This window comes from Sphingomonas sp. FG14 (genome assembly GCF_057809675.1).
On sequence record NZ_JBMDKK010000005.1, the window covers coordinates 176,999 to 194,951 of the forward strand.

General features: G+C 66.6%; 15 protein-coding genes. 7 read left to right on the top strand and 8 right to left on the bottom strand.

Features of this window, described 5'->3' with window-relative positions; all coding sequences use genetic code 11:
• Positions 1-9 precede the first annotated feature (9 nt).
• The 3 genes from ACODTA_RS17555 to ACODTA_RS17565 all read left to right on the top strand — a co-directional run bounded on the left by ACODTA_RS17555 (position 10) and on the right by ACODTA_RS17565 (position 5,479).
• Positions 10-1,539 (top strand): DHA2 family efflux MFS transporter permease subunit, encoded by a 1,530-nt coding sequence (locus tag ACODTA_RS17555; RefSeq protein ID WP_489067270.1) that lies wholly within the window; start codon positions 10-12, stop codon positions 1,537-1,539.
• Between the two features lie 146 nt (positions 1,540-1,685).
• Positions 1,686-3,134: a CYTH and CHAD domain-containing protein gene (locus tag ACODTA_RS17560; RefSeq protein ID WP_489067271.1), complete on the top strand. Its 1,449-nt coding sequence runs from the start codon at positions 1,686-1,688 to the stop codon at positions 3,132-3,134.
• A gap of 125 nt (positions 3,135-3,259) precedes the next feature.
• A complete protein-coding gene (locus ACODTA_RS17565; protein WP_489067272.1) occupies positions 3,260-5,479 on the top strand; it encodes a TonB-dependent receptor in 2,220 nt (739 codons plus the stop codon).
• A 34-nt stretch (positions 5,480-5,513) separates the two neighbouring features.
• Here ACODTA_RS17565 and ACODTA_RS17570 read toward each other — a convergent pair whose 3' ends face one another.
• Positions 5,514-6,005, bottom strand: a complete 492-nt coding sequence (locus ACODTA_RS17570) for an RNA polymerase sigma factor (protein WP_489067273.1) — start codon at positions 6,003-6,005, stop codon at positions 5,514-5,516.
• A gap of 5 nt (positions 6,006-6,010) precedes the next feature.
• The gene (locus ACODTA_RS17575; RefSeq protein ID WP_489067274.1) at positions 6,011-6,631 is read right to left on the bottom strand and encodes a hypothetical protein; all 621 of its coding nucleotides are present in this window, start codon (positions 6,629-6,631) and stop codon (positions 6,011-6,013) included.
• 324 nt (positions 6,632-6,955) lie between these two features.
• Here ACODTA_RS17575 and ACODTA_RS17580 point away from each other — a divergent pair, with 324 nt between their 5' ends.
• Both ACODTA_RS17580 and ACODTA_RS17585 read left to right on the top strand, forming a co-directional pair.
• Positions 6,956-8,992, top strand: a complete 2,037-nt coding sequence (locus ACODTA_RS17580; protein ID WP_489067275.1) for an amidohydrolase family protein — start codon at positions 6,956-6,958, stop codon at positions 8,990-8,992.
• Entirely contained in the window at positions 8,989-10,152 is a 1,164-nt protein-coding gene (locus ACODTA_RS17585) for a dipeptidase (RefSeq protein WP_489067276.1), read from the top strand. The genes ACODTA_RS17580 and ACODTA_RS17585 overlap by 4 nt, the downstream gene beginning before the upstream one ends.
• Here the strand turns inward: ACODTA_RS17585 and ACODTA_RS17590 are convergent.
• Genes ACODTA_RS17590 through ACODTA_RS17610 form a run of 5 tightly spaced genes read right to left on the bottom strand, consistent with a single transcriptional unit; the run spans position 10,149 to position 14,872 of the window.
• Positions 10,149-10,814: a glutathione S-transferase family protein gene (locus ACODTA_RS17590; RefSeq protein ID WP_489067277.1), complete on the bottom strand. Its 666-nt coding sequence runs from the start codon at positions 10,812-10,814 to the stop codon at positions 10,149-10,151. The genes ACODTA_RS17585 and ACODTA_RS17590 overlap by 4 nt on opposite strands.
• Positions 10,811-11,569 carry an SDR family NAD(P)-dependent oxidoreductase gene (locus ACODTA_RS17595; protein ID WP_489067278.1) on the bottom strand — a complete coding sequence of 253 codons (759 nt, stop codon included), beginning with the start codon at positions 11,567-11,569 and terminating at the stop codon, positions 10,811-10,813. Before ACODTA_RS17595 ends, ACODTA_RS17590 begins: the two co-directional genes overlap by 4 nt.
• Entirely contained in the window at positions 11,566-13,035 is a 1,470-nt protein-coding gene (locus ACODTA_RS17600) for an aldehyde dehydrogenase family protein (protein WP_489067279.1), read from the bottom strand. The genes ACODTA_RS17595 and ACODTA_RS17600 overlap by 4 nt, the downstream gene beginning before the upstream one ends.
• Positions 13,032-14,084 carry an NAD(P)H-dependent amine dehydrogenase family protein gene (locus ACODTA_RS17605; protein ID WP_489067280.1) on the bottom strand — a complete coding sequence of 351 codons (1,053 nt, stop codon included), beginning with the start codon at positions 14,082-14,084 and terminating at the stop codon, positions 13,032-13,034. The genes ACODTA_RS17600 and ACODTA_RS17605 overlap by 4 nt, the downstream gene beginning before the upstream one ends.
• Positions 14,081-14,872: an SDR family oxidoreductase gene (locus ACODTA_RS17610; RefSeq protein WP_489067281.1), complete on the bottom strand. Its 792-nt coding sequence runs from the start codon at positions 14,870-14,872 to the stop codon at positions 14,081-14,083. Before ACODTA_RS17610 ends, ACODTA_RS17605 begins: the two co-directional genes overlap by 4 nt.
• Positions 14,873-14,988: 116 nt before the next feature.
• Between ACODTA_RS17610 and ACODTA_RS17615 the strand changes: the two genes are divergently transcribed.
• Both ACODTA_RS17615 and ACODTA_RS17620 read left to right on the top strand, forming a co-directional pair.
• Positions 14,989-15,726 (top strand): SDR family NAD(P)-dependent oxidoreductase, encoded by a 738-nt coding sequence (locus ACODTA_RS17615; protein WP_489067282.1) that lies wholly within the window; start codon positions 14,989-14,991, stop codon positions 15,724-15,726.
• Between the two features lie 24 nt (positions 15,727-15,750).
• Entirely contained in the window at positions 15,751-17,010 is a 1,260-nt protein-coding gene (locus ACODTA_RS17620; protein ID WP_489067283.1) for a cytochrome P450, read from the top strand.
• 53 nt (positions 17,011-17,063) lie between these two features.
• Here the strand turns inward: ACODTA_RS17620 and ACODTA_RS17625 are convergent, their stop codons facing one another.
• Positions 17,064-17,906, bottom strand: a complete 843-nt coding sequence (locus tag ACODTA_RS17625) for a phytanoyl-CoA dioxygenase family protein (protein WP_489067284.1) — start codon at positions 17,904-17,906, stop codon at positions 17,064-17,066.
• Positions 17,907-17,953 lie beyond the last annotated feature (47 nt).

A 17,953-nucleotide genomic window follows, 5' to 3' on the forward strand; every position in this document is an offset into this window, starting at 1 on the left:
ACAATCGCGATGGCGAGCCGGCACGCCGATCCCGTGATGATCGCTCCATCGCGGCGCCTGATGGCGGGGCTCATCCTCGCACTCAGCAATTTCATGGTCGTGCTCGACCTCACGATCGCGAACGTCTCCGTCCCCCATATCGCGGGCAATCTCGGTATCTCGGCCGATCAGGGCACGTGGATCATCACATCCTATGCGGTGGCGGAGGCGATCTGCGTGCCGCTGACGGGCTGGCTCGCCCAGCGCTTCGGCACGGTCAGGCTGTTCGTCGCCAGCATGGTCGGCTTCGGCCTGTTCTCGCTGTTGTGCGGCATGTCGATGACGCTCGGCATGCTGGTCGCCTGCCGCATCGGCCAGGGGTTGTGCGGCGGGCCGATCATGCCGATGTCCCAAACCCTGATGCTGCGTGTCTTTCCGCCCGAACAGCGCGGCCGGGCTATGGGGCTCTGGGCGATGACGACTTTGCTCGGCCCCGCCTTCGGCCCGATCATCGGCGGATATATCAGCGACAATTGGAGCTGGCACTGGATCTTCTTCATCAACATCCCGGTCGCGATCTTCTGCACGATCGCCGCCGCGGCGCTGATGCGCTCGATCGAGACGCCGACGGTGAAGGTGCCGATCGACAGGATCGGCCTGGGCCTGCTGATCTTCTGGATCGGTTGTCTTCAGATCGTGCTCGATATTGGCCGCGATCACGACTGGTTCGCCGATCCGAAGATCCTGGTGCTCGCGATCCTGGCGGTGATCGGCTTCATCGCATTCGTGATCTGGGAACTGACTGAAGAGCATCCCGTGGTCGACCTGCGCATCTTCCGCCATCGCGGCTTCAGCTTCGGTGTCGTGACGCTGGCTTTATGTTTCGGCGCCTATTTCGCGAGCATCGTGGTGATCCCGCAATGGCTGCAGATCTCGATGGGCTATACCGCGACCTGGGCGGGAATCGTCACCGCCTTTACCGCGATGGCGGCCTTTTCCACCGCGCCCGTCGCGGCGCGGCTGCTGCCCAAGGTGGACGCACGGCTGATGGTGTCCTGCGCGGTCGCCTGGCTCGGGGTGATGGCGGTGCTGCGCTCGCAATGGGCGAGCAATGCCGATTTCTACACGCTGTCGCTGCCCCAGTTCCTGCAGGGTTTCGCGATGCCGTTCTTCATGATCCCGTTGACTACCGTCACGCTGAGTTCGGTCGAGCCCAGTGAGACCGCCTCTGCAGCGGGCCTGCAGAATTTCCTGCGCACCATGTCGGTCGCGATCGCGACGTCGCTCGCGCTCACCGTCTGGGGCGATGCGCAGCGCACCGCGACCAGCGAGCTTGCCTCCACGCTCCGGCCCGACGATGTCCAGGCGCGGCTGTCGGATGCCGGTTTCTCGATGGAGCAGGTTCGCGCGATGATCGCCAATCTGGTCGACAAGGAAGCAATGACGCTCGCCGTCAATCACACCTTCCTGGTGACGGCCATCGTCCTGTTCCTTGCCGCGGCGCTCGTCTGGTTTTCGCCGCGTCCCAAGGGGCCGGTCGATATGTCCGCCGCGCATTGACGCGGATCAAAGGACGCGGTCGCGCATTCGGGCAGGCGCTCGGCGAGAGCGGTGATGCAATACGTTGACGATTGGCGGGGCATGTATCTGCTATGAGTCGGGTTCCGTCGCAGGGAATCCGGCCTGCTCGCTGGGAAAAGGCGCATATGGCAGACGAGATCGAACTGAAGCTGGAGCTGACGGGCGACGCGGCTGCCCGGATCGAAGCCTCCGGAATGCTGTCCGGGGATCCCCGCAAGGTCAGGCAGCGATCGATCTATTTCGATACGCCAGATCGGGATCTGGCGCGGGCGGGTTTCTCGCTGCGCATCCGCCGTTCGGGCCGCAAGCGTATCCAGACGGTCAAGGCGTCAGGCGCGGGCGCGGCCGGGTTGTTCGTCCGGTCCGAATGGGAGCGTGCGGTGACGGACGACAATCCCGTTCTGGATTGCACCACGCCGCTCGCGACGCTGCTGGGTGATGCGCTCGATGCGGTCGCGCCCGCGTTCGAGGTGAAGATCGACCGGCACGAATGGGTCGTCGTCGAGGGCGATGCGATCATCGAGCTGGTGCTGGATCGTGGCGAGGTCGTGGCGGGCGAACGCTGTTCGCCGGTCTGCGAGATCGAGCTCGAACTCAAGTCGGGCGATCCAGCGGCGCTGTTCGCCCTCGCGCGCAGGATTGACACTGTGGTGCCGGTGCGGCTGGGCGTCGTGACCAAGTCCGAACGCGGTTATCGCCTGATCGCGGCGGCGTCGGCAATGGCCAGGGCGGAGCGGATCCAACTCGATGGCGAGGCGACGGTGGCGCAGGCGTTCCGGCGGATCGTCCAGTCATGCATCCGCCAGTTTCGCCTCAACGAAGCGGTGTTGCTGACGGAGCCGAATCCAGAGGCGCTGCATCAGGCGCGCGTCGCGCTGCGCCGCCTGCGGTCCGCGCTTTCGATCTTCAGGCCGATGATCGGTGCTGACGGTGTGGCGCTGGGCGAGGACTTGCGCTGGCTGGCGTCCGAACTCGGGAACGTCCGCAATCTCGACATGCTGCTGGAACGCGCCGGGCATGGTCCGCTGCACGACCGGATCGCGGCGGCGCGCACGGCCGCTTACGAGCACGTGCATGACGCGTTGCTTTCCGCGCGGGTGCGCGGGATCATGCTCGACCTTGCCGAATGGGCGGCGACCGCGAACTGGTCCGGATCGTCCGGTGGCGAGGCGGACGGGGATCAACCCGCGCGTGGCTTCGCGGTCGCGGCGCTCGATCGTTTCCGCCGAAAGGTGAAGCGCAAGGGCCGCCGCATCGCGCATCTCGACGACGAGGCGCGGCATGCGCTGCGCAAGCATGCCAAGAAACTTCGCTATGCGGCGGAATTCTTCGCGCCGTTTTTCGGCCGCAAGCGCGAGCAGCGAAGATACAAGCGTTTCATCAGGGCGCTGGAAGCGTTGCAGGATCGGCTCGGCGCGCTCAACGATCTCGTGACCGCCCGCGACGTTCTGACGGCGCTGGGCGTCGAAGGTCCGGCCGCGTCCACGCTGCTCGCCGAAGACGACAAGGGCGATCTTGTCGACGCGGCCGCTGACGCGCAAGGGGATCTGGTCGACACCAGGAGATTCTGGTGACCATCGTGGCGACGGGACGCGTCGTCACGCACTGACATTCGCCGGCCCGGAAAGGATTTCGATCACCCCCCGACTAATGCCCCATCGTGGCGAAAGATCGGCGCGAAAGAAAAGGGGGGAAGGTGATGAGGAAATCGACGATCCGAACCATGCTGCGCGTCGGATCCGCGCTCGGCATGCTGACGATATCGGCCATGGCGGCGGCGCAGGACGCGCCCCAGGGTGAAGAACCCGGCTTTGGGGATATCGTGGTGACCGCCGACAAGCGCGCGGAACGGCTACAGGACGTGCCGGCATCGGTGAGCGCAGTGACCGGCGATCAGCTCCAGGCTGTGCGCGCGACGCAACTCGCCGATTATGCGGGCTATGTGCCTGGGCTGGTCTTCACCAGCCGGGGCGGGCAGGGGCATGGCTATATCGCGCTGCGCGGCCTGGCGCCGCTGGGCGAGACAGCGGCGGTCGGCACCTATATTGACGATACGCCGGTGGGGTCGAGCAGCGGTCTGGCCGCCGGATCCTCGATCGTCGTCGATCTGACGCCTTATGACGTCGAACGGGTGGAGGTGCTGCGCGGTCCGCAGGGCACGCTCTATGGCGCCAATGCGCTGGGCGGGCTGATCAAATATGTGACCGTGCAGCCCGATACGGGCGACACCTCCGTCCGGCTGGGCGGCGAACTTTCCGATACCGCCCATGGCGGTGGACTCGGCTGGGCGGTGCGCGGAGCGCTCAACCTGCCGGTGGTGACCGATACGCTGGCCGTGCGCGGCAGCTTCCTGTCGCGACGCTCGCCCGGTTATGTCGACAATCCCAGGCTGGGCCTGAGCGACATCAACGACGCGCGGCAGGTCAATGCCCGGCTCGCGATGCTCTGGCAGGCAAGCGATGATGTCACCATCAGGCTTTCCGGCCTGTATCAGCGCAATCGCGCCGATGGTTCCAGCCATGTATCGCTCGATCCCGTCACGCTCAAGCCGGCCGGCGGAGATCTGCCGCAGCAGCGTCATGTGCTGACCGGTTTCGATCAGCGGCTCCAGCATTATTCGGGAAGCCTCGCCTGGTCGCTGGGTGGTGCCGAACTGCTGTCGATCACCAGCTATTCGCGCGGCTCCTCGCACGACACGTCCGACCTGACCGAGCCCTATGCCGCGTTCATCCCGCTCTTCTGCGGACTGTTGTCGGCCTGCCCGCCGAATACCACGGGCATCGTGCCGCTCAAATATCGCAGTCGCGTCGCCAAGTTCACGCAGGAAGTGCGGCTGAGCTCGACCGGGGAAACCGCGTTCAAATGGATGGTGGGCGGTTTCTATACCGACGAGACCGCCTCCTACCATCAGGATCTGCAGGCGCGGCGGACCGACGGGACGCTGATCGCCGGGCTCACTCCGTTCGGAACCGTGGTGCTCGATTCGGGCTATGAGGAGAAATCGCTTTTCGGCAATCTCGGCTATAGTTTCGGCGATCTGATCGACATCGGCGCCGGGCTGCGCTGGGCCAGGAACGATCAGGTCTATAGCCAGATCACCACCGGGCCCATGCTGGGCGAAGGCAATGTACCCAATAACCGGTCGTCGGAAGACGTGGTCACCTATATGGCCAATGCGCAGCTTCATCTGGCGCGCGACGCGATGCTCTATGCGCGCTTCGCGACGGGCTATCGTCCGGGCGGACCCAATGTCGCGCTGCCCGGCGTGCCGCCCAAGGTGAATTCCGATTCCACCCGCAATTACGAGATCGGACTGAAATCGGAACTGTTCGACCGGCGCGCGCTGTTCAACCTCACCGCCTTCCTGATCGACTGGGATGATATCCAGATCAACCTGCTGACCGCGCAGAATCTGGGTTATCTCGCCAATGGCGGCAAGGCGCGCAGCAAGGGCTTCGAGTTCGAAGCGATGCTGCGTCCGGCGCAAGGGCTGCAGCTTGGCGTCAACGGCGCCTATACGGACGCGCGAATCCGAAGCGGCGCCGTGCCGCTGGGTGGCAAGGATGGCGACCGTATCTCGTTCATTCCGCGCTTCAGCGGCTCCGCCACCGCCGATTATCGGACCGCATTGGGCGCCCGCGAATTGCACCTCAATCTGGGCTATCGTTATGTCGGTAGCCGTTTCGCAATGCTGGAGAGCAATCCGGCGGCGCGGCGCGCGCGCGCCTATGGCTTGGTTGATGCCAGCGCCGCGCTCTCGGACGATCGCTGGACGCTGCGCCTGTTCGCCAAGAACCTGTTCGACAAACGTGCTTTCCTGTCGCCTGTGCCGCTGCGGCGCGGGGCGACGGCGGTCTATTATGTCTCGCCCGTCGTCGAACCGCGCGTGATCGGGATCAGCCTGGATACGCGCTTCTGATCCGGCCAGACGCCCCGGCCAGTTCGTCGGGGCGTCAGCTTCCCAGCGCCGCGCGCAGCATCTCCTTGGCACGGGTCAACCGGATCGACACGCTGTTGGGCGTCAGGCCGAGCATCGCGGCGATCTCACGCGGGGTGAAGCCCTCCAGCGTCAGCACCACCGGTTCGCGCGCGCTCAGCGGCAATGTGCGGACCGCGTTCATCAGCCGGCGCTGCTGGTCGTTGCGTTCGATCTCGTCGAAGGGCGATGGCTGGCCACAGGGTATCGCGTCGTCGAGTTCCGCCATGCGCGGTTCGGCGGCCGCGCGCGCGACATGGCTGATCGCGCGATTGTGCGCGATCCGCGCCAGGAAGGTGCGGATCGACGCGTCGCCGCGAAAGCTGGGCAGCGAACGCCAGACCGCCGCCAATATGTCCTGCTGCAATTCCTGTCTTTTCGCGGGGTCGGCTTCGTAGCTGGCCGCGATGCGCGCCAGCATCGGCCCATGATCCCGTAACAGAGTCTGAAATGCTGCCTCGCGCGCCATCGCGATCAGCCGTCCGCTCCGCTTCGCGCAGTGCCGGGCTCAGGCGGGAACAGATCGTCCTCGATTGCGTGAAGCCCCCGCAGATAGCGCCTGTTCTCGCGCAGTAACCGCGTGCAGCGCCAGAGCAGCAGGCCGAGATAGGCGATCGCGAACACCGCCTTTTCCCAATAGGGAAGCGGGACGACGCTGCGATAGGCAGGGTCGGCATGGGCGTATCCGAGCACCAGCAACAGGATGATGCCGGTCGCGGCGACGCAATAGCCCGATATCGCCCAGCGGATCCCCGCTTCAGCCTGGCGGATCGACACGCGGAACGCGCCATCGGCGCTGGCAAGGCTGGCGCGATCCGTTGCGAACCGCGTCCAGAGCGCCAGGCCGATGGCAAAGCCGCCGAACAGCAGCAGCGATATGGCGACCAGTCGCGAGGGCCAGTCGTCGCGATAGAGCAGGAACAGACCCAGCAGGATCTGGACCACGCCTTGCGCCAGATCGATCGCGAACAGCATCGCGGCGTTGCGCGCACGACGGCGAAGCTGGCGCTGTACATGCGCGACGTCGATCGCGTCGGCGGGCGTCTGCCAGATCGTCGCCAGCGCGGACCATTTCTGACCCTCGTCGATATCCATATGTCCAACCATCTTCGATCGTCGATGGCCTGGGCCTAACGTCGAATGTCGCTGATCTGAAACGAAATTCGGCGTCGACAAAGAAAAATGCGCGATCGTGGGAAAGAATATCCGGAACGCAAAGACTGAATGACTGTCGCTGTTCTTGCCTGGTCTTCGAAAAGGCCGGAATCGGACGCTCCACCTGTTTGAGCCGCTTCGATGCGGTGTGGCGATTGCACCCTTCGCACCCGTGATTCGCGAAAAAATCGCGCCCGCCACGAAAGAGTTCGGGTGGTTCCCCGGACTGACGGCACGACCGAGACAAAAGGGGAGGGAAGGACCGTGAAACAGATCCGTCGGCTTCGACGAAGCCTCGCGGCATGTCTGCTGGCGACCGCCGCGCTGGCCGCGCCACCGGCGGCGGCCGATGGCGACTACGATGTCGTCATATTGGGCAGCGTGCGCGGCAGCATGACCGTCGCCACCGAACAGGGCGTGCGCCGCGTCCATTTCCATTATGTCGATCGCGGGCGCGGCCCGGATTTTCGGACCGAGCAGCGATCCGACGCCAATGGCATTCCGATCGCCTATTTGGCCAATGGCCATAATTATCTGCGTGGCACCGTCGACGAGCGTTTCGACCGCAGCGGAGAGATCGGGCGGTGGAAGAGCCGCGCCGACCAGGGCGAGAGCCGCGTGCCCGGCTTCTACCTGCCGCACGAAGGCAGCATGGACACGACGGGCAGCCTGGCCGCCGCGCTGCTGCGCGCGCCTGGCGGCGAACTTGCGCTGCTGCCGCGCGGCAAGGCGCGGATCGAGCGGGTGGCCGATCACCCGCTGCCCGCCGGCGGCAAGGCGACGCTCTATTTCATCCATGGCCTGTCGTTCGCGCCCAGCCCGGTCTGGCTCGACGATGCCAACGATCTTGTGCTCGAAGGCAATGGCTGGGTGTCCGCACGGCGCAAGGGGCTGGGCACGCTGGGCGACGAACTGGTGAAGGCGCAGGAACAGGCGCTGACCCGGCGCGAGATCGATCAGGCAAGGAGTCTGGCGCGCAAGCCGGCGGGTGCGGTCGTGTTCCGCGACGTGACGCTTTACGATGCGGCGAAGCGCGGCCGTGCGGAACATCGCACGGTGATCGTGCGCGACAACCGGATCGAATGGGTCGGGGCGGCGAAGGCCGCGCGGATTCCCGATGGCGCCGAGGTGATCGACGGCGGCGGCCGTACGCTGCTGCCGGGCCTGTTCGACATGCATACCCATCTGGCCGACAATACCGGCGGGCTGCTCGCGATCGCGTCGGGCGTGACGAGCGCGCGCGATCTCGCCAACCAGATCGCGTCGCTGTCCGAACGGATCGCCGCATGGGATTCGGGCCGGTTGATCGGTCCGCGGGTCTTCCGCTCGGCGATGATCGACGGGCGCCATCCGCTGGCCGGGCCGACTGAGCTGCTCGTCGGCACCAGGGAGGAAGCGGTGACTGCCGTCGCGCGCGCCGCCGATGCGGGCTATCCGGCCGTCAAGCTCTACAGTTCGCTGTCCACCGATCTGGTGCCCGTCATCATCGCGGAGGCGCATCGCCGCGGACTGCGCGTCGGCGGCCATGTGCCTGCGGGCATGACGATGACGCAGGCGATCGAAGCGGGCTTCGACGAGATCAACCACGCCAATTTCTGGATGCTCGGACTGATGGGACCGGAGGTGGTCGCGAAGACCAACACGCCCACCCGGCTCACCGCGCTTGGCGAGCATGGCCGCGACATCGATCTCTCCAGCCGGGCGGTGCGCGATCTGGTCGCGCTGACGCGCAAGCGCGGTATCGTGCTCGATCCGACCTTGAGCATATTGGAGGACACGCTGATGGCGGCGCCGGGCCAGCCGGTGCCGAGCATCGCTGCCTTCGCCGATCGTTTGCCCGCCACGGTCGCGCGCTCGGTCTCCGGCGGGGGCATCGCGCAGAACGACGCGGAACGCCTGCGCAACCGCCAGTCGCTCAATCGGCTGGGGCAGATGTTCATGATGATGCACCGCGCGGGGGTGACGATGGTCGCGGGCACCGATGGACCGCCCGGCATCACGCTGCCGCGCGAACTGGAAACCTATGTCGAGGCGGGGTTGACGCCGGGCGAGGCGCTTTACATGGCGACGCTCGGCGCCGCGCGCGTGGCCGGCGCGGGCGACCGGCTCGGCTCGATCGAAGCCGGCAAGCTCGCCGATCTCGTGCTGGTCGATGGCGACCCGACCCGGACCGTTTCCGACATCGCCCGCACGTCGCTCGTCATGAAGGACGGGCTGATCTTCGATCCGGACGCATTGTTCGTCGCTGCCGGCATGCAGCCGCGCCAACCACGCACCATCAACAAGGGGGACAAGAAATGACACAGGATCGCAGGCATTTTCTCATCCGTTCGGCGACTGCAGCGGCGCTCGCGGTCGGCGCGGCGGGCACGGCGCACGCGCGGAGCGCGACGGGCGCATCGGGTGGCGGCGTCTTCGTCAATTCGCTCGGCACCCTTTTCGGGTTCGACGCACCGCCGCCGCCGCCGGGATCGAAGCCGTTGATCGTCGAAAGCCGGCCGGAAATGGTGACGGACAGCGCGGTACGCGACACGCTGGCCGCCGGCATCAATGCGGTGAACATCACATTGGGGCATGTCGCGGGGGATATCGATCCCTTCGAACACAGCGTCGCCGATATCGGGCGATGGAACCGCATCCTGCAACAGCGCTCGGGCCAGTTGCTGCATGTGCTGAAGGCCGACGACATCGTACGCGCCAGGCGCGAGGGCAAGCTGGGCGTGATCTATGGCTGCCAGAACAGCACCATGCTGGGCGACAAGGTCGAGCGCGTCGATCTGTTCGCCGATCTCGGCCTGCGCGTCTTCCAGCTCACCTATAACGCACCGACGGCGGTGGGTGACGGATCGATCGTGCCGGAAAACCGGCCGCTCTCTCCGTTCGGTCGCAGCGTCGTCGAAAAGCTCGCCGAGCGGCGGCTGCTCTGCGATCTGTCGCATAGCGGGCAGAAGACCTGTCTGGATGCCGTCCGCCACTCGCCGCGCCCGATCGCGATCACCCATACTGGCTGCCGCGCGCTCGTCGATGTGCCGCGCAATAAGACCGACGAGGAACTGCGTCTGGTCGCCGAGCGCGGCGGCTATGTCGGCATCTATTTCATGCCCTTCCTCACCCATTCGGGACCAGCGCGCGCGGAACATGTGGCGCAGCATATCGAGCATGCGATCAAGATCTGCGGTGAGGATCATGTCGGCATCGGCACTGACGGCCCGATGTCTCCGGTGCCCAATATGAAGGAATATCTGGAGACGCAGCGCCAATATATCGCGCAGCGCCGCAGCCAGGGGATCGCCGCGCCGGGCGAGAAGGAGGATGCGCCCTTCTTCGTGATCGATCTTCAGGGGCCGAGCCAGTATCGCGACCTTGCCCGGCTGCTGCGCAGCCGTGGCCATTCGCAGGCGCGGGTCGACAAGATCCTGGGGCAGAATTTCGTGCGCGTCGCGCGCGAGGTCTGGGGCTAGTCTGGGCTCTTCGCGACAGCCCGCAGCGCTGCCCATCCCGCCTCGATCCGGGCGATGCCCCGGGCGATGTCGGGCCGGGCGGCGATCGCCGGCCAATAGGCGGCAAGGCGCGGATGGGCCGCCAGCGGATCGGCCCGGTCAAAGACCGGCAGATACTGGACGATGTAGCGCAGCACCGGCGCCGCCGCGAGATCGGCGAGGCTCAGCGTATCGCCCACCGCATGGCCGCGATCGTCGATCGCATGGTCGAGATGCGACAGGCCGGCCTCGATCGCGGCGATGGCCGGATCGACGATCGCCGGGTCGCGGCCCGATCGGCGGAGTTGGCGGAACAGGGGCGTCATCGGCCCCATTACATAAAGGTCCACGATCCGCGCGATCAGCCGGGTTCGCGCACGATCCTCGGGCGTCGCCGGGCGCAGCGCGGGTTCGGGATGGCGATCCTCGATATAGTCGCAGATCACCTCGGATTCGGGCAGGATGAAGTCTCCGGCCTGGAGCACCGGGATCTTGCCGATCGGGCTGATCGCGCGGAACGTGTCGGAGTGCAGCCCGCCCGGCGGCGGCATCACCCGATAGGCCAGCCCCTTGATGTCGAGCTGCACCGTCAGGCGCTGCATATAGGGCGAGATATCCGCGCCATAGATCAGGTAGGGCGTCATAGCCGGCTCAACCCGCCATCGACGAGCAAGGTCTGCCCCGTCATCATCGCCGATCCGTCGCCGGCCAGGAAGGCGGCGAGCCCGGTCATGTCGTCCGCCTCTATCACCCTGCCGATCGGCTGGTTTCGCGCGAAATCGTCGAACAGGCCCGTGCGCCCCGCCGCGTCGAGCTGGCGCTCGGTGCCCGACGTACGGGTGAGGCCGGGGGATATGGCGTTGACGGTGATGCCGTGCCCGCCCAGGTCGCTCGCCAGCGCACGGGTAAGGCCGATCACCGCCATCTTGCTGGCGGTATAGGCGGCGACGCCCTGGCGCGGCAGCGTCAGGATCGACGAACCGATATTGATGATGCGCCCCCAGCCATCCGCCTTCATCGCCGGGATCAGCCCAAGCGCGATCAACAGGCTCGCCTCGACATTGAGCGCGAAGATCGCGCGCCATTGCGCCAGCGTCAGTGTCTCCAGCGGCGTCACCGGATAGGCGCCGGCGTTGTTGAGCAGGATCAGCGGACCCGCACGCCAGGCGAGCACCGCCGCGACCGTCGCGTCGATCTCCTGCTGGACGGTCAGGTCGCAGCGAAAGGCGGATGCTTCGCCGCCCGCCGAGACGATGGCGTCGGCGACGGGCGAACAATCCTCGCGATCGATCAGCGCGACGCGCGCGCCATCGGCCGCCAGCCGCCGCGCATAGGCGGCGCCGATCCCCATCGCCGCGCCGGTGATGACGGCGGTGCGCCCGGCAAGCGGTCCGTTCATGGTTTCGGCACCGGATAGGCGCCGATCGCGGCCTGCACGCTCATCTGGCGGATCTCGGTGAAATCATGGAGCCCGGCGGGGCCGGTATAGCCCCAGCCGCTCTGCTTCACCCCGCCATTGGGAAAGCCGATCTCGCCGGCCACGGTCTGTTCGTTCACCTGGATCATGCCGGCTTCCAGGCCATGCGCCAGCGCCAGCGCGCGATCGGCATTGCCCGACAATATGGCGGCGGAGAGGCCGTAACAGGTGGCGTTGGCGATGCGCACCGCATCCTCGCCGCTGTCGGCCGCCTCCACCAGCACGACCGGGCCGAAAATCTCCTCGCGCGCGGCATCCGCGCTCGCGGGCACGTCGGTGACTATGGTGGGCGCGAACAGCCGGCCGTCGCGCGTGCCGCCGGTGAGGATGCGGCCGCCCGCCGCGACCGCCTCCGCCACCTGCGCCTCGACCAGTTCGGCGGCGCGATCGGTGATGAGCGGGCCGATGAAGGTGGCAGGATCGGCAGGATCGCCGCGCACCAATGTCTCCGCGCGCGCGACGAAGGCGGTGGTGAACCGCTCGAACAGCGGGCGCTCGACGATGATCTTGCGCGCGTTCATGCAGATCTGGCCCTGATGGTAGAAGGACGCGAACAAAGCCGCCTCTACCGCGCGATCGACATCGGCATCGGCCAGCACGATCAGCGGATTATAGCCGCCCAGTTCGAGCACGGTGCGCTTCAGGTGCCGGCCCGCGCGTTCGGCGAGCCGGCGCGCGGTCGGTGCCGATCCGGTGAACATGATCAGCCGCACGGCATCGCTTTCGAACACGGCATCGGCGACCGGCCCGATTTCGCCCGGCGCGTTTGTGATCACGTTGAGTACGCCGGCGGGCAGGCCCGCTTCCTCCATCACTTCCGCGATCATCAGCCCGGCCACGACTGGCGCGTCCTCGGAGGGTTTGAGCACGACGGTGTTGCCATAGGCGAGCGGCGTCAGGATCGTCCGCCACGCCAGGATATGCGCGCCGTTCCACGGCGTGATGCCGAAGACCACGCCCAGCGGATGACGCACGGTGAAGGCGAAGCGGCCGGGCACGCCGCTCCGCAGCACCTCGCCCACCGCCAGATAGGGCCAGCCCGCGGCGACGCGCAAAGTGTCGATGCTGCGCGCCACCTGGAACGCGGCGAAGCCCTGGGTTGCGCCGGTCTCCGCCGTCAGCATCGCGCGCACCTCGGCGGCGCGGCGCGCCAAAATGTCGGCGGCGCGCAGGAAGATGGCGGCGCGGGCCTGCGGCGTCGTCGCGGCCCAGGCGGGAAAGGCGGCCGCCGCCGCATCGATCGCCGCCTGCGCGTCGGCACGGCCCGATGCGACCGTCTGCGCCACCAGCCGGCCGTCATAAGGGCTTGTGTCGGGATAGGTGCGGCCGTCCGCGGCCGGCACCCAGCGGCCGCCGATGAACTGGTCGCGGACGGGCGCGTCGCTCATGCCGTCATCCGGGGGCTGTATGCGGCGAAGGAGGGCGCGATCAGGATGCCCGGCTTGGCGCGCACCACTTCGGGAATGGCGCGGATCACGGGGCCGGCGACGCAATATTGCATCGCCTTCGATCGGTCGGGCATGCCTTCGGGCTCGACCAGGTCGATGCGGGCCTTCAGCCCCGGTGCGCCCTTGATCTCGATCTCCCAGCCATCGTCATGGTCCCAGCCGGGCATCGACCGGTCGAGCAGCCACAGCATCTGGATCGTGAAGAAGGGCTTGCCGTCCTTCATGCCGCGAAAGCGCCAGCGGAAATTGACGACGCCGCCCGCCTTCACCACGCCGACCGGCAGGACGATATCCTTGTCGGCCACGCCGAATTCGTGGTCGGCGACGACTTCGTCGAACTCGACCTGCATCGCATTGCCGACAAAGCCGACGACTTCGCCGAAGATGTGCTTGAACACCTTCTGCACGCGCGGGCCGCTGGCGATCTCCTCCACCGGCTTGCCGACGCCCATCAGGTCGAAGATGAAGCCGGGCGACAGCACGTCGGAGCAATCATAGATCTCGGTCACCTCGACGCTGTCCACCTGGGTGCAGACGCTGGTGAGCAGCATGGAAAGCCGCTCGCCGATGAAGCCGGGATTGATGCCGGTGCCGAACAGCACCGAATTCCCTTCGCGGCAGGCCTCTTCGAAACCACGGGCATAGTCGTCACCCTCGGCGAGCGGATAGGTGTGCGCGATCGTGCTGATCACGCTCTTGCCGCTGCGCAGCAGCCTTTTGATGATCTCGTCATGCTCGTCATAGGATTCGGACGGGTTGAGCGGCAGGTGGAGCACCACATCCGCGTCCGTGGTGACGATCTCGTCGACCGAGTTGGTGGCGATGATCCCGGTCTCGCCGCGCCGGGCGATCTCGCCGGCATCCTTGCCCACCTTGTGTTCGGAATAGACGAACAGGCCCGCAAGCTCGAGATCGGGATGGTCGATGATCTGGCGCAGGCAGGTCTTGCCGATCGCGCCCGTCGCCCATTGGATTACCTTGATCGTCATCGCTCCTCACCCTTTCCATATTCATCCTGCCAGCCGCGTTTCAGCCGCCCGGTCTGGACCAGCGTGCCGCCGTCGATCGTGATGGTCTCGCCGGTGATCCAGCCCGATCGTGCGCTCGCCAGGAACAGCGCGGCGTTGGCGATGTCATCGGCCTCGCCGATCCGCCCCATCGGCAGGATGCGCGCGAAGGCGTCGTAATCGACCGCGGCGGTCGCATCGGTGCGGACCACGCCCGGCGCGATCGCGTTGACGCGGATCGTGGGGCCGAGCTCGGCGGCGAGCATCCGCGTCATATGGAGCAGCCCCGCCTTGGCAGTGGCATAGGCGCCCATCGCGCGCGGTGCGGAAAGCCCGCCGATCGATGCGATGTTGACGATCGCGCCGCCATGCTCGCGCATCGATCGTGCCCAGGCGGCGCGGATCCACAGCAATGGCGCGCGCAGGTTGAGCGACAGCGCGGCGTCGAAATCGGCCATCGGCATCGCGACCAGCGGCCCGTCGGGCGGCGGCCCGCCGGCATTGTTGACCACGATGTCGATCCGGCCGGTGGCGGTCAGCGCGGCGTCTGTGGCGCGCGCGATCGTGTCCGCATCCTCCACGTTGCCGGCGATCGCGACGGCGCTGTCGCCGATCGATGCGGCGGCGGCCTCCAGCCTGTCGGCATCGCGCCCGACGAGTATGACATGGGCACCTTCGGCCGCGAACAGCCGTGCCGTCGCCAGGCCGATTCCGCGCGATGCGCCCGTCACGATCGCCGATCTTCCCTGAAGCTGTGACGCCGCGGTCATATCCCTCTCCCGCATTCTGCGATGCTGGGGGCGAGCATATAAGTCGGTCGCAGTTAGTCAATCTACTTGATTATTTTTTCGGGCGTCGCGATGATGCGGGCGAAAGGATGGCGCGAGTGGACGGCGTGCATGCGGGATGGACGGCGCTGGTGACGGGCGCGGCGCGCGGGATCGGCCTGTCGATCGCCCGGACGCTCGCGCAGGGCGGTGCGCGCGTGGCGCTGGTCGATCGGCTACCGGCGGGCGAGGCTGCCGCGACGCTGCCCGGCAGTCGCGCCTTCGCCTGCGATCTGGCGGATCCCGATGCGATCGCCACGCTGCTCGAACAGGTCGCCGCCTGGGGGCGATGCGACATGTTCGTCCATGCGGCAGGCGTATTTCCGACCACGCCGGTCGAGACGTTGACGCTCGATGCCTGGCGGCAGGTGTTCGCGGTCAAACTCGATGCCGCGATGCTGCTGGCGCAGGGGCTGGCGCCGGCGATGCGGTCTGGCGGCCGGGGGCGGATGGTGATGATCGCGTCGGGCACGATCGGCGTGCCCCGGCGCGAGGTCGCCGCCTATGTCGCCAGCAAGATGGGGCTGGTCGGCCTGGTCCGTGCGCTCGCCAGCGATCTCGGCGCCTATGGCGTCACCGTCAATGCGGTTGCCCCCGGCTTCGTTGCGACCGAGGGCACGCGCGAGAAGTTCGACCGGATCGACGCGCTGGCGTCCTCGATCGCGGCGCGCCAGTCGATCCCGCGTCTCGGCACGCCCGAAGAGATCGCATCCGCCGTCTCCTTCCTCTGTTCGGACGGCACGGCGATGATCACCGGGCAGACCTGGATGGTCGATGGCGGCTGGCACCGGCTTTGAATATTGGTTCTTCAGGAGAGTGATATGACCACAACCCTTGAGCGCGACCGCGAGAAACCGGTGCTCGACCTGCTCGATCCCGACCTCTTCGCCGCCGGCCATCCCCATGAACTTTACGATCGGCTGCGCGTCGAAAGCCCGGTCTATCGCCATCCCGGATCGGCGGTGCAGCCGGGTTTCTGGGCGCTGCTGCGCCACCGCGATATCGAAACCGTCTCGCGCGATCCGGCGCGTTTCACCTCGACACGCGGTTTCCGCCTGACCACGGATGTGCGCGCGGGCATGTGGCCTTCGGTCACCTCCGTCCTGGCGCGCACGCTGATCGCGACCGACCCGCCCGAACAGATGCACCAGCGCGGGCCCGCCCAGCCCTTTTTCATGCCCGCCGGGCTCAGGCGCGTCGAGGAACAGCTTCACCTCTATGTCGCCGAATTGTTCGAAGGGCTGGAACGCGAGCAGGCGGAGAATGGCGGCGCACCCATCGAGTTCGTCGAGCGGATCGCGGCGGTCATCCCGATCAAGATGATCAGCCTGTTGCTCGGCATGCCGGCCAGCGACGAGCATCGTATCTTCGACTGGACCAACCGCGTGCTCGGCAGCGACGACCCCGATTATGCGCGCGACATCGACGATGCGAGCAGCGCCTATGAGGAGATGTTCGAATATAGCCTGTGGCTGATGGAAGAACGCCGCCGCGAGCCGCGCGACGATGTGATGACCGCGCTTGCCCATGCGACGGTCGATGGCGAGCCGATGGATCCGGAAATCCGCAAGGGCTTCGCCGCCACCCTGATCGCGGCGGGCAACGATACGACGCGCAATTCGCTGTCGGGCGCGATGCTCACCTTGGCGGCCTATCCCGAGGAGCGTGCGCGCCTTGCCGCCAATCCCGCGATGATGGGCAAGGCCGTCGACGAACTGGTGCGCCATGTCTCGCCGGTCGTTCAGTTCATGCGGACGGCCACGCAGGATACCGAAGTGGGCGGGCAGGTGATCGCGGCGGGCGAGCGGATCGTGATGCTGTATGGTGCGGCCAATCGCGATCCGGAGATGTTCGCCGATCCGCACCGGCTGATCCTCGACCGGCCCAATGCGAACCGCCACCTCACCTTCGGCATCGGCGTGCATCGCTGCTTGGGATCGCGGCTGGCCGGCACGCAATTGTCGCTGATGCTGGGCGAGATCCTGCGCCGCTATCCCGATTACCGCATCCTTGGCGAACCGGCACTGATGCGCAGTAACTTCCTGTGGGGGGTGAAGGCGCTCGACGTGGCGCTGCGGTGACTCGATAGTTGCAGCCTGTCATTCCCGCGTTCGCGGGAATGACAGGAGGCGGCTCAAACCTGTTCGACCAGATCCCAGTCCCGCTCGAACGACACCGCCGGGAAATGCTCGCTGTCGAGCGGATCACCGTCGGCAAGCGTCGGCGTGAAGGGCATGCGCAGCTTGTAATAGCCCGCCTGGAAACGGGCCGTCTCGCCCGCCCAGCGCGTCGTGTGCGCGCGGCGGCGGCGATCGGGGGAAAGGTTCCCGTTCGCGGCATGCGCGGTCCACATATGGTGCGCCAGCACATCGCCGGGCCGCACATCCCAGCCGACCACCTCCGGGCCGTTTTCGAGGCTGTCGAAATCGGGGCAGGGCTCGCCGCTCGTATTCTTCGCATCGGGCCGGATATGGCGGACGAAATTGGTGGAGGAGGCATAGGCCGGCCCGTGATGCGAGCCGGATGCATAGCGCATCGCGCCCGATTGCTGGTCGACATCGTCGAGCGCCATCCACAGCGATATAGCCTGGCTGCCGTGAATCGGCCAGTTGGGCCCATCCTGATGCCAACTCGTCGGCGTCGGCGTCATCGGTTCCTTCACCAGCATCTGATCGAACAGGAGATTCACTTTCTCCGCGCGTAGCAGACGCGCCGCAATCGCCGCGGCGGGGGAGGCGAAGGCATAGTCGCGGAAGGTCGCGTCGCGGCGCCACGCATAGGTCTCGACCGCCAGCCGTCCGCCGTCCCCCGCCGATTCTATATGGATCGGCCCCGGATCGGCGAGCACGCGGTCCATCGCCTCGCGCATCCGGGTGATCCAGTCGGGATCGAACATGCCGCGCAGGCAAACCGCGCCCGTCGTCTCGAACGCTTCCACTTCGGCATCTGTGATCGGCCGTATCAATCGACTTGCCACGGCGACTCTCCCTCGTGATTTTGTCCAGATACTTGACAAAATAATCG